Origin of the sequence: Flavobacterium sp. DSP2-3-1 (assembly GCF_049896865.1) — a bacterium.
GTDB lineage: Bacteria > Bacteroidota > Bacteroidia > Flavobacteriales > Flavobacteriaceae > Flavobacterium.
Genome location: NZ_JAFCVD010000002.1, coordinates 163,079 through 176,908, shown reverse-complemented (window position 1 = coordinate 176,908; position 13,830 = coordinate 163,079). Strand labels below are relative to the sequence as shown.

The window sequence follows — 13,830 nt, the reverse complement described above, 5'->3', positions numbered from 1 at the left end:
TTTTATCAAAGATACATTTTTTTAGAAACTCTATAATTCCTTTTCAATAAAATTATGAAGCACAATTTGTAACGTTTTACACTTTAATGACCTTCAATACTCTGCTTTTTGCTGGAAATTTTTATTCTAGTAATTGTGCTGTTCCCTCTAATTTCAGTGGTAGTTTTAGGTCCTGAATTAAACTCACTGACCTTAACTTTGACATAACTCTCAACTTGCGCCATAGTAACGGTTTCTTTAGGTGTTTCCGGTTTTACTATTTCAATCGGAGTCTTTTCAATTTTCAATGCAGTAGCGTGAGTTTCATGATATGCAGTACCAACATACAATATAAGCCCAGGAAGTCCATCGAATTTTTCTGGTCCGGCATTGATGGCAATATCCTCCGTAAACCAAGCTATAAAAAAATAACCAAAAGCATTTGACGTTGCTTTTTTACATTTAAAACCAAGAATTTCTTTAGTCTCGTTGGTGATTTTCCAATCCCATTTGAGTAAACTGTCTTTCCCATAAAAATTTTTACCATTATAAAAATTAAATAACAGCTCATTCTTATTGAAATCTTTATAATACCATTTCTCTATGAAATAATTGGTTAAATTGTACTGTGCTTCAGGTTCTTCGAAACCACCCTCTTCAATCTTTTCTATGTTCTTAGTTTCTGTACTATTTTTATATAATGAAATACCGTCTTGATATTGCATGATATAATTATGGGAAGCTAGCTTCATCTTTCTCGCAAACTTAGGAGTTGCTTCTAGGTTTTCTTTACTTAAAATGTTCTTCTCAGCATAATTAACCGTGACAGTTTGGGAATATCCAATAATCGACAATAAAAAAAGTAGATACGTAACTTTCATTTTTCTTATTTATTTAAATTAATTTTAAAAGATTGATGCCTAGCAATTTCATAAAATATAAAATTCCAAACATTCATTAAAGAAATGAATAAAAAACACTCGTCAAACAAATATTACAAATCCTTTTCAATAAAATTATGAATCACAATCGGGAAAGGATATGTTTTCAAAGTTTCCTGATCAATTCCGTTTTCAATTGTTCCTTTCACTTTTACGTTCCAAAACTTGATATGCAAATGTTGGTGTGACAATTTATGAATGATACTTTTCTCGTTGTATTCTAACATACTTATAACAGTATTATCTTTGAAATAATCACCCTGAACAGCTTCACTTACATAATCAAAATCTTCTTCTTTTTCTGTTTCGATCAATGGGTATTGATAGAGATTGTGCCATATTCCTTTGTCCGCTCGTTTCTGAATAATGGTATTTCCTATTTCATCGGCAACAACCAGAAAATTAAAATATCGTTTCCTCACTTTTAGTTTTTTGGATTTTACAGGCAACTGATCGACTTTATTTTTTTGCAAAGCGGCGCAACTTTCGTTGAAAATACAAATACCGCAATTCGGACTTTTAGGAACACATTGCAACGCGCCAAATTCCATAATAGCTTGATTGAAAGTCGCAGGATTATTTTTTGGCATCAGTTCCAAAGCCAAAGCAGCGAATTCTTTTTTGGCGGAAGCCTGAGCAATATCAGTATCCAAATCGAAATAACGGGATAATACCCGGAACACATTTCCATCAACAACGGGAACCGCCTCATTATAAGAGAAAGAAGCAATGGCGGCGGCGGTGTATTCTCCTACCCCTTTCAGTTTCAATAAGTCATTATAATTTCCTGGAAATACTCCTGATAATTCCTCTGCTATGTGCTGCGCGGTTTTATGCAAGTTACGGGCACGGGAATAATACCCCAGTCCCTGCCAGAGTTTCAAAACCTGTTCTTCATTGGCTTTCGCCAAATCAAAAACAGTGGGAAAAGCGTTCGTAAAAGACAAAAAATAAGGCATTCCTTGCGCAACACGCGTTTGTTGCAACATAATTTCAGAGAGCCAAATGGGGTACGGATCAGTGGTATTTCTCCAAGGTAAATCGCGTTTATTTTGTAAATACCATTGTATTAACACGTTAGAAAAAATCATGTTTTAATTATTTGTTAGCAAAAGTAAAAGTTTATGTGATTAAAATTTAACGAATTAGCTTGAATAATTGTTTTTTAAATTCCTATATTTGCAAACTCAAAAAAATAGTACAACATTATAAATAGGAAAGAAAATGACGAAAGCAGATATCGTAGCAAAAATTTCAGAAAAATTAGGTCTTGAAAAAGGAGATGTACAGGCAACTGTAGAGACTTTTATGAATGAAGTAAAAAATTCATTAGAAACTGGAGACAATGTTTATTTAAGAGGTTTTGGAAGTTTTATAGTGAAGACTAGAGCGGAAAAAACAGGAAGAAATATTTCTAAAAATACCACAATAAAAATTCCTGCACACAACATTCCTGCATTTAAACCTGCAAAAGTTTTTGTAGAAGGAGTGAAAACAAATAACGAAGCAAAATAATAATATTAATCATAAAATCGACAAGACATGCCAAGTGGTAAAAAAAGAAAGAGACATAAGGTAGCAACTCACAAACGTAAGAAAAGAGCGAGAGCTAACCGTCACAAAAAGAAAAAGTAGTTTTAAACTACTTTTTTCTTTTTAAACGTTCATTGAAATTGAAAGTTAGTCATCAGTATTCAGTTTTTAGTAGTCAGGCAACTGCGAACTTAACACTGCAATCTGCCAGCTAATTTTCCCCGGGTTCAATACCTGTTAAAATATTGTTTAATCCATTTGTTCGCTTTGGCGAATAAATAAAAAATTTACAGTGTGAATAAAGAATTAATCATTAGATCTAGTTCTGAAGCCGTAGATTTTGCCTTATTAAAAGATGGAAAACTAATTGAATTACACAAAGAAGAAGAAAAAAGCAACTTCCAGGTTGGTGATATTTTTATTGCCAAAATCAGGAAACCAGTTGCCGGACTTAACGCTGCTTTTGTAAATGTAGGCTTCGAAAAAGATGCTTTTTTACATTACCACGATTTAGGACCTAATTTAGCTTCCCAACTGAAATTCATAAAACTTGTAAGCGCAGGTAAATTAAAAGATTTCTCCCTAAAAACCTTCCAGTTTGAAAAAGAAATAGACAAAGATGGTACTATTACTGATGTAGTAAGTTCCAATCAATCTGTTTTAGTACAAGTCGTCAAAGAACCTATATCTACCAAAGGACCAAGAATCAGCGCCGAGCTTTCTCTTGCCGGAAGATTTATAGTTTTGGTTCCGTTTTCTGACCGAGTTTCTATTTCACAAAAAATAGAAGACAAAAAAGAAAAAGACCGTTTGAAACGATTAGTACAATCCATCAAACCAAAAGGATTTGGTGTTATTGTTCGCACAGTAGCCGAAGGCAAAAATACAGCCGAATTAGAAAAAGATTTGCAGAACCTGCTTAGCAGATGGACTGCAATGTGTAAAAAATTACCAACTGCTCATCATCCGTCTAAAGTATTGGGAGAACTCAACAGAGCTTCTTCAATATTGAGAGATGTATTCAATGATACCTTTAGTGGTATTCAAATTGATGACGAAGAGTTGTACAACCAAACAAAGGATTATTTGCAAGAAATTGCACCATCCAAACAATCAATCGTTAAGTTTTATCAATCAAAAGACACACCTATTTTTGAGAAATACAACATAGAGAGACAAATCAAAACTTCTTTTGGAAAAACAGTATCCATGAGTAAAGGGGCGTATCTTATTATCGAACACACTGAAGCTTTGCACGTCATCGACGTAAACAGCGGAAACCGTTCTAATAAAGCCACCAACCAGGAAGATACAGCCATGGAAGTAAATATGATTGCAGCTGCCGAAATCGCAAGACAATTACGTCTTCGTGATATGGGCGGAATCATCGTAGTAGATTTTATCGATATGTCAAATCCTGAAAATCGTAAAGTTTTGTTCGATTTCTTGAAAGAAGAAATGAGCGACGATAAGGCTAAACACAAGATCTTACCTCCGAGTAAATTTGGATTAGTTCAAATTACAAGACAAAGGGTAAGACCAGAAGTAAATATTAAGACCAGAGAAGAAGATCCAAACAATGAAAGTGGCGAAATTGAAGCGCCAATTCAAATCATTGATAAAATCGCTTTTGATCTGGAAAGAGTATTAAAAAACCACAAAGATGTTGTGCTTAATGTACATCCGTTTGTGGCCGCATACCTTACCAAAGGTTTTCCATCATTACGTTCAAAATGGTTTCTTGAACATAAAAAGTGGGTGAAAATCATACCTCGTGACGCTTACACGTATTTAGAATATCATTTCTACGACAAAAAAGAAAATGCTGTCATAGAATAAATAACAAACCGCCTTTCGTGAGATTGGCGGTTTTTTTGTGCGTTATTGCGAGATTTTTCGAAGCAATCTGTAATTTATAATTTATTTGTTTTAGGAGCCGATCCAGCTATACGTTACAATCTTTTCTTTTTTAAAGAAAAAAAGAAAAGGATTTCCACTGCTATCTGGGCTAAGGCAATCATTTTCAAAAAAACATTCTCTTTTAAAATAGGTATTTGGAATTTCATAAACTATTCTCTAATAATCTCAATTTTTCTCCGAATTTCGTTTCCAAATTCATCCACCACAGTGATGTAATGAAATCCTGTCGTGGGTAAAATAGGCATTTCGTGAAAGGTTTTGGTACTGCCTTTAAACACATTATCAACATACCAAAACAGCTTGCTTTCCCTTTGCGAATGCGCCACTTTTAAAATCACGGGCTGAACTTCGCTATTGAAATTCTTCGTAAGATAGATTTTACTGTTTGTTTTTGGATAAATAAAATCCATTATAGCCGTTTGTGTTCCCATACAGTCACTCCTGAACGGGGGCAAAGGCAAATACTCAATATGCTGACTTTTGTAATACCAAGCCATCAAGGGAGGCAAAACAAACCAGTTTTTAGTCACTATATTTTCTATGTTTTCACAACTGCTGTTGACTTGAACTTGTAATGATTTATCCAAATGTACTGTTTTATGATACGGACAAATAGATGTGTTTTTTCCTTTCTTCGGAACAAGTTGTTTTATCTTGGGACAACCGTCTTTAGCCAAATGACCGCTTAAATTACAAACTTCAACTTCTTCTAAATCCTTAAATGGAGTGTCAAACCATCGTTGTCTTGGCAATAAATTAAAAATATCAAATAAAATAGGTGCGGCACTGCTAACTCCCGTCAAGGTTGGCCTGCCCTCGCCTGTTGCATTCCCAACCCAAACACCTACAACATATCTCGCATTCGTTCCTATCGCCCACGCATCACGATTCCCGAAACTCGTTCCTGTTTTCCAAGCTATCTTGAGCGAACTGTCATAGAATTTCCAAGCCTCATCTCCTTCGGGGCGATTGACTTGTTCCATTGCTTTATACGTGAGCCAAATCGATCCTGAGCCTAAGATATTCTTTTGCATGGTTTCGTCGCCAAAATCAACTTGAAAATCATCTTGATAGTTTAATTCAGCAAATTCATTGGTTCTGTAATTTCCTTGATTTTTATTGAAAAAATTTAAAGTTGAAGACAAACCGGCGTAGGTTCGGCATAAATCCCATAAATTACTTTCGGCACCACCTAAAATAAGCGATAAGCCATAATGATCGGGCGGTTTTGAGATATCCTTTAATTTAAATCGTTGCAATTCTTCATAAAATTTATTCACTCCAAAATCCTGTAACATCAATACAGAAGGAATGTTCAAGGATCGCGCTAATGCCCGATGCGCTGGAACTGCTCCATCAAATGTCAGGTTAAAATTCTGAGGCGTATACCCCGCAATCTGCGTCGGAATATCTGCTACTAACGTATTGGGCAATAACTCCCCATCATCGAGCATACTGGCGTATAAAAGCGGTTTTAGAATACTTCCTGTACTTCTTGGTGCATCAATAATATCGACATCTTTTTGATGATTGCCGTCCGTAGGCGAGTTGCCCACATAGCTCATCACTTTTCTATTGGACACATCAATTACCAAAATAGCCAAATTATGTACTTCATTTTGCTTGTATTGATTGTAATAGTACTTTGCAATTTGATTGACTCTATTTTGCAACCCAATTTCTATTGTCGTTTTCACCCGAGTTCCTTCCTGATTCTTGGCAACACGTTGCAATAAATGAGCGGCAATTTGAGGTAAATCAAAAGGTTTTTGAGGTAATGGCTCATCTATCGAAAGCTCGTAAGTTTGTTTATCAATAATTCCTTCCTGGTTTAATTTCAACAAAAGTCGGTTGCGCTTGCTCAATAATTTGATTTGGTTTTTTCCCGGATAAATCAAACTAGGCGCATTTGGCAAAACGGCCAAAGTTGCACTCTCAGCCCAAGATAATTGATAGGATTTTACACCAAAATACCGCCAAGAAGCCATTTCGAGGCCCACCACATTTCCTCCAAATGGTGCATGTGATGCATATAATTCCAAAATTTCATTTTTAGAATACCCCAATTCTAATCGGGTAGCAAGAATGAGTTCAATTATTTTCTCAAAATAAGTTCTACCTTTCCCATTTCTAGACAAGCGAATGACTTGTTGTGTCAAAGTACTTCCTCCACGAACGACTTTGTCTGCCTTCCTGTTTTGCTGAAAAGCATTAACCATCGCAACAGGATTAAATCCGGGGTGTTTATTGAAATATTCGTCTTCAAAATAAACAATACACTTCTTAAATTTATCAGGAACACTGTCTTGTACTGGAAATCGCCATTGCCCGTCAAGAGCAATTTTGGCGCCAAGCAATTCTCCTTCTTTACTTTCAATTACAGTAGAATAAGGCTCTTGAAACAATGTTCGCGGCAACGAAAAATAATAAACCACCAACAGCAAAAAAGCTATTGATGATTTAATTTTATTTAATTTTATCCAATTGATTATGCGTTGCAGGAACGCTATGAGTTTGTTTTTCAAAGTAAACTTTTGTTTTTCTTCCTAAGAGGTTTTACTATCCTAACAGGTTTCCAAAACCTATTAGGTGTACATTCACTCCTCAATAAAAGATTAGTATAACCTAAATAAATACTTAACAGGTTTTGGAAACCTGTTTGGATAAGCAAAATTAACCTTCGCAATATTATCTCTTTTCATTAATTTAGGAAATTTTATTTAAACTAAAGATACCTAACAGGTTTTAGAAACCTGTTAGGATAAGTAAACCCAAATATAATTTATTCATCCATTTTATCAATCGCGTCAATTATACACTTATAAACCAATCTTCTTTCATTGTGATAAAACTTAAAATTCTCTAAACCTCCAAATAATTCGAGAATAAAATCCCTTTCAATACTTGTTTCTTTATTTGACAAATAAGAACGGTAAGATGAATTCAAATAGGTTTCGAATGATTCCGTAAATTTATGTTTTACAGGATTTAAATGAACATATACTATCAATTGCTTCAAATACTCTTCATTTTCAATTCTGTTTCTTTGCAAATGTTCTTGAAATAAACTTCCTGTTCGATTATAAGCAGTATTTATGCTTTTGGCATACGAATTAAAAAAATTAGAAAAAGGTAAATGAATTTTCTCTTTAAATTTTTCTGGCAACTCCTTTTGATCTTTAATTTTCAAAACAATATGAAAATGATTCTTGAGCAAACAGTAGGCATAAACATCTGCAATTGGCAAAAGATATTTCTTCATTTTTTCCAGAAAATAATTATAGTTTTTCTCTTCAATAAAAATATTTTCTTTGTTATTACCTCTATTGTGCATGTGATAATAATGACCTGATTCGAAAATATCTTTTTCCATATCTGATATACTTTTTTATTGTCCTAACAGTTTTCCAAAACCTGTTAGGTGTAACTTCATCCTAAAAATAAAAATCAATTTAATTCTTGTAATACCTAACAGGTTTTAGAAACCTGTTAGGATACGAATTACTTCACTACTTGTACCCAAAAACCTTTCGTCCTAGCCAAAAACGTATTGTCATACATTGCTTCGCATTGCAGTCCTGGCAAATAATAGGCTCCTAAATAAGAGGCATTTAGTAATATTCTAAAGGTTTTTACTTCTCTAGCTTTTAATCCAAAATAGAAATTGGTTCTATCATCGCGAATATCAATATAATCAGCAACATTATTGGTTACGTCACCGTAATCCGTGAAACGGGTATTTACAATTTCGAAACCGGAAGGCAAAATTTGGGACAACGCCACATTTTCTGCACGTTCATTTTTCAGGTTTTTAACGGTTACCTCAGCAACAAATTCAGTCCCTTGATTAATTTTAGACACATTGATAACGCTTCCTTTTCTGTTTTTGAAAACAATAGATGCCAAAACATTACTCTGAATTGCTATTTCTTGTCCAATTGGAAGAATTCCTGTATTCAGCGCGCGAACGTACAATCTATTCTTTCTGTTGTTTTTTAAAGTCACACTATTCATACCCGTTTTGACAAGCAGACTTCGGTCTGCGATGGTTTTCATCGTTTTAATTAATTGTGCTTTTCCGTCTTTACTAAACTGAACATCGATTCCTTTTGGACCATTGCTCGCAGAAAACTTAGTCATTGCATACAAACAATAAGCTGTAGTTTGTGTGCTCATCCATTGGTCGCTTGACATATCTTTTGCTAGTTTTGTTGCCATTGCAAATGCTTTTTGCTTTTGTCCAAGCAACAACATTGTTTCCAAAGCCATTGCACGATTCCTGTCGCTAGAACCATAATAGTAATAATTATAATTAGAATCGTCTTCTATATAACTGTTCAGCAGCAACGTCAAACCTGCTGATTTTTGCCCTGCCAATACATAAGCCGCTGCCAAACGCAATTTACTTTCGTTCGAAATTCCTTTGGTTTCACGCAATCTGTTCATCGAAGATAAATCGGGAGTACCAGCTAAAGCCAGAGTGTACAAGCGATAGGACTGCGCTAAATCATTTCCATACCTTGCCTCAAATCTCCATTGCTTAGCTTCTTTTTGCTGATATAAAATCCATTTGGATTTGAAATCGATTGGCAGAAAATAACCTTTTTTCTCTGCTTCAATCATAAAATGCCCTGAATACGAAGTGCCCCAATCATCTGCATCTGTTCCTCCTTGCCAATACGACATTCCACCATTCGATAATTGAAAACCTCCTAATCGTGTAATTGCAGCAGTCACATTTTTTTGAATTAATTGCTGACGCGTATCATCCAAATCGGCAATATCATTCAAATACAATTGTGGAAAAGCAGACGAAGTAGTTTGCTCGACACAACCATGTGGATATTGAATCAAATATTGTAATCGTCCGTTTAAATTAATTGTTGGCATCGAAGAAACCTCCAATTTTGCTTTGTTACTTCTAGCAATACCAAATGTTTTCCACGAAATAGTTTTAGTACTATTCGGTTCCAAAATCACATCGGTAAACGTATTGGTCACTGGATTCGGATTCGTCATGTCAATCTCTACATCGTATATTGATTTTTCCTTGCCGGAGGTCGCCACAATCTGCACTTTTCCAATCCCGGTAACAGAACCAACAGCCAAATTAAAATAAGCCATTTTTTCGTCTGGCTGTGCGAATGATAATTTTTGTATAGCACTTCCAATGACTTTTAAACCGTTATTCGTCTTAATCTGGATCGTAACATTTTTGATGTTTTTTTCCATCGCAAAAACAGTAACTGGAATGGTTACTTTCTCGGATGGAGAAATTTTCCTTGGCAACGACGCCAACACCATTAACGGACTGCGAACCGGAGTTGCTTTTTCGACACTTCCATACGCACTTGTAGTTGCATCTCCAGCCACAATCATTGTTTTTACAGCACCAATGTATTTCGGTAATTTTACTTGATGGGTTTTGGTTTGTCCTTTCTCCAATTTAAAAGGCCCCATATAAATCACAACCGGCTTGAATCGATTCGCCTTTTTGGCTTTTCCTCCACCCAAATCCTGATCTCCTCCAATGCTGAAAATCTGATTCACTCTTCCGCCATACGCTCCAATTACATCATCGTAAATGTCCCAGGTTTTTACACCCAAAGCTTCCCGAACATAAAAACTGTCCCAAGCATTTGGCGCTTTGAAACGGGTTAAATCTAATAATCCTTCATCAACAATGGCAATTGTGTAGGTCATTGCTTTTCCAGATTGTTCAAGCACTTTTAAAACAAATAATTGCTCGGGACGCAACACATCTGGCATTACTAATTTGGGAGCAAGGATGGTGTTTTTATCAACCACTTCGATAGGTACAATTCCATACATACGGATTGGCAAATCATTTTTGGTTGAAGCGTGTGGTTGCAACAGCGTAATATTGAAATACACATTTGGCGCCATAGAAGCTGTAATCGGAATGGTTATTTTAGTTTCTCCTTTTTGGGTCTTCGCCCAAAGCGTTTGTACTACTTTCGAGCCATTTTCGATAGAGATAAAAGCACGCCCTCCTGCACTAGATGGGAACGAAATTTGAGCATTTTCGCCCACGGCATACTTCTCCTTATCGGTTGAAAACACTAACATATTGGCTGTAGAAGCATCTGTATTTCTAGTTTTTCCAGACCATGTTGGCCAATCAATATTTACCGTCAAAGCCGTTGCGTGTGCCCCAGCAGCAGCAGAAATCCGAATCATATAACGTCCCCACTCTTCATCAGCCAAGGCAAAACGGACATTTCCTTTTCCACTAATATCGGTATTGACAATAAAAGTTTTATACGAAGTCGTCGCATTATCAGAGTTATAATTCGATAAATTATCGCTAGACGCATCCCACCACCAGCGCCATTCTACTTTGTACACTTTTACTTCCAGATTTCTAACAGACTTTGGTCTTCCGTTTTCATCGACCGTAACCACATCAAATTGGTTCATTTTACGGGTTTCTAGCATTCCGTATTTATTGGGCTCAGGTGACTTTATCCCCACATAAGTACTGTACGGAGAATAAGTCGTCGCTATAACATCAGCACTAAAATCGCCTCCTTCTTCATACACTTTGGTAATAAAGGACGCTTTCAACATTCCTGGTGCTTCTCCTTGTATTTTTGGGTCTATCGTAGCATTCGCTTTTCCATTAGCATCCAATTTCCCTGAGAAAACGGTAACTTCTTCGGTGCTGAATTTTCGAACCAAATCATCAAAAATATACTTTTCATAATTCTTAAAAGTCGTAGTTTGTTGCGAAAATTTGGCTTGCATTTCAACATTCAAATTTTTGGCCACAGCACCATGAAGCCAAGCTACTTCAAGATTGCTGGTATTAGGATACGATGATGAAAGTACAGCTCGTTTGAAAGTGTTTTTTATTTTTAACCGATTGGGTTTGATAGTTTCAATTTTTAGACTTTTATAAAACTTCGCACCACCTACGCTAACCATTGCTTCCCAATTTCCAGTAGGCGCATCACTTTCTGTTGGAACTGTAAACACATAATGATTCCATTCATTCGATTTTTGAACCGTTTGATAAGTTACTTTTCCATTTGGATCGGCTAGTCTAAATTTTATAGGATGTCCTAGTGGAATTTTATTCGAAGCATCGTTCAAAATGAAAGACAAATACAAATTGTCTCCAGGACGCCAAACGCCACGTTCTCCATAAATGAATCCTTTGAGTCCTTTTTGCAAAGTCTCGCCAGCCACATTAAAATTACTCACTGACAATGAATTCCCGTCGTCTAATTTAACATAAGTAGATTCCGCACCTTGAGTTACAATAGCAAAATAGGCAAATTTATCCAACTGAAAAGTTGCAATCCCATCGCCATTGGTGGTTCCTGTAGTTATTTTTTGCTGCTGAAAAGTATACAAATCTACTCTTGCATTTGTAACTGGCGCAGTGGTGACAATATTATTTACGGCAAACAAATATGATTTATTTCCGCCTCTTTTGGCAATTACCCCCAAGTCAGTAGCCAGAATATTGGTTGCTATTTTGGCATTATAAAAATAAGAACTCGAGCAAGGATCATGACTTTCTCGCCATTCGTAATCATCATAATCATCATCATAAGAGTTTCCGCTGTAATTGACATCATTCTCATCAATGTCTTCTTCCTCTTCGGTTGTATTTTCATCCGCTGTTTCGCATTTGTACAAAGAATATTTTTTCTTGTAAACAAATTCTACCCTATAAATCGCGCCTGGTTCAGGAGTAATTATTTTAGATAAATCTAAAGCAAAAGTGTTCCACTTACTCAGATTTATTAATGTATTTTCTTTTAAATTCAGGGTTGATTTGGCAACGGGTTGCGCAACTCTTTTCAGGTTTTGACTGCCATTGAGTTCGTTGTATTGCAAAAATTGCATGATGTTGTTTTTGTAAATTTTATACACTTTTATATCAACAGCACTCAGGTTTACAGCCTCAAAATTGAGTTTTAAATTATTAGAACTTGGCAGAATCGTTCCGTTTTTGATAAAACGAACGCTTGGCTTTATTTCATCAAATGATATTTTCTCGTTATAATTCTCATTTAACTTTCTACCGTATTCACTTTCTATTCCCTGAAAAACTTCCAACAACAGTTCTCCTGTAAGCTTTTGCAAATCAACAACCGGCTCAGGCTCAATTACGGCAACTTCTTCAGGTTCCTCAACCAAAGCACTATCCACAGCCACAGCCGTAGAATCAATAGTTACAACTTCCGCAACTGGTTCTGGAGCAACTTCAACCGGTTTTTGAATGGGTGCTTCATTTCTAAAATAAACTTTTAAAACATTTCCTTGTGCAGAAAACTTTAAATTACTTGTGTTTTGAATTGCAACCAATCCTTTAAAATCTTGTCCTTTTTCTAATGGCTCTGAAAAATTAATGGATAACGTTTGATTATCTCCTTCTTGAATTTCTGTCTTAACGACTTTGAACTCTTTCAATGCCGTAATCGGGAAATCGATAGTCCCTTTTTGATCGATATCAAAATCACTACCGTTGTATTTTATCTCAAGATTGCTTTTAGATTCCAATCGTTGAATGCTGTCAATTCTGAACTTGAATTCTTTACCAATTGTGTTCGCTTTTTCGAAAACAATTTTCAAATCGCTTCCATTATGCTCGGCTTCAATCAATTTTTTAGCAGTTTCCAAATCGATATTGTCTGCGGTTTTGAGCACACCATTCAGATATTGGTATTCTTGGCTATAGGATTGAACATAGAGCGTATTGACAACAAAATCCTGTTTTATAGTTTTTACCGTAAAATTGAAATTGGAAAGTTCCTTGCTTTTCTCGGCAACCTTTGGATTCAGTTTATCCAAATGCAAAGTCACTTGATATTCCGTGCCCGATTCTAGCTTTTTTTCGGGAATAAAAGCAATAGTATTGTTCGAAAGGGCAATTACTTTTCCGTCTATAGTAGGAGAAATAGTAAACAAATCGCTATCTAAAACCTCATTGATTTTCCATTCTTTTTTATCAAAAGCCAAAATTACCCTAATATCAGATTCTGAAGAAACAATTCCTCCCGTAAAACTAACGACAAACTCTTTGAATAATGAGAAATCTGAATTAAAATCGGCGACTGATTTTCTACCACACGCTTGAAACAAAAAAAACACAGAAAATACGTAAATTAATCCTTTTGTTTTCACTTTTATCTAGAGTTAATGGGTTATAAATTAAATTATTGTAACATCTCACAAGTAACACCAAAATTGGGATGTTACCGTTATACTGTAGTAAATGTAGATTATTTAATTTATTATTTTAGGAAGAAAATTCAACAATGTGAACAATTTAATTTTCCTTCACATTTCAGATTTACAAGGAGCTATTTACTTCGTCAGTTCAATACCGCTTGTGTCCTGCTGTATACTTGTATCTTTTTATTTTTAAAGAAAAAATAAAAAGGATACCGTTCCCATCAGGGCTAGCAAACATCTTGAATAG

General features: G+C 35.4%; 7 protein-coding genes. 2 read left to right on the top strand and 5 right to left on the bottom strand.

The genetic code is table 11. The features are described from left to right. Positions 1-83: 83 nt before the first annotated feature. Positions 84-860: a GLPGLI family protein gene (locus ACP7AT_RS03050; RefSeq protein ID WP_426062887.1), complete on the bottom strand. Its 777-nt coding sequence runs from the start codon at positions 858-860 to the stop codon at positions 84-86. A gap of 113 nt (positions 861-973) precedes the next feature. Then, positions 974-2,011 (bottom strand): A/G-specific adenine glycosylase, encoded by a 1,038-nt coding sequence (gene mutY, locus ACP7AT_RS03045; protein WP_426062886.1) that lies wholly within the window; start codon positions 2,009-2,011, stop codon positions 974-976. A 133-nt stretch (positions 2,012-2,144) separates the two neighbouring features. Here mutY and ACP7AT_RS03040 point away from each other — a divergent pair, with 133 nt between their 5' ends. Both ACP7AT_RS03040 and ACP7AT_RS03035 read left to right on the top strand, forming a co-directional pair. Further along, positions 2,145-2,435: an HU family DNA-binding protein gene (locus tag ACP7AT_RS03040; RefSeq protein WP_066080765.1), complete on the top strand. Its 291-nt coding sequence runs from the start codon at positions 2,145-2,147 to the stop codon at positions 2,433-2,435. A gap of 312 nt (positions 2,436-2,747) precedes the next feature. Beyond that, positions 2,748-4,292 carry an Rne/Rng family ribonuclease gene (locus tag ACP7AT_RS03035; RefSeq protein WP_091203035.1) on the top strand — a complete coding sequence of 515 codons (1,545 nt, stop codon included), beginning with the start codon at positions 2,748-2,750 and terminating at the stop codon, positions 4,290-4,292. A 230-nt stretch (positions 4,293-4,522) separates the two neighbouring features. Here ACP7AT_RS03035 and pbpC read toward each other — a convergent pair whose 3' ends face one another. From pbpC to ACP7AT_RS03020, 3 genes are all read right to left on the bottom strand, one after another. Next, positions 4,523-6,898 (bottom strand): penicillin-binding protein 1C, encoded by a 2,376-nt coding sequence (gene pbpC, locus ACP7AT_RS03030; RefSeq protein WP_426062885.1) that lies wholly within the window; start codon positions 6,896-6,898, stop codon positions 4,523-4,525. Between the two features lie 257 nt (positions 6,899-7,155). After that, positions 7,156-7,746, bottom strand: a complete 591-nt coding sequence (locus ACP7AT_RS03025) for a transposase (RefSeq protein ID WP_426062884.1) — start codon at positions 7,744-7,746, stop codon at positions 7,156-7,158. Between the two features lie 128 nt (positions 7,747-7,874). Continuing rightward, positions 7,875-13,532 carry an alpha-2-macroglobulin family protein gene (locus tag ACP7AT_RS03020; protein WP_426062883.1) on the bottom strand — a complete coding sequence of 1,886 codons (5,658 nt, stop codon included), beginning with the start codon at positions 13,530-13,532 and terminating at the stop codon, positions 7,875-7,877. Positions 13,533-13,830: the final 298 nt, after the last annotated feature.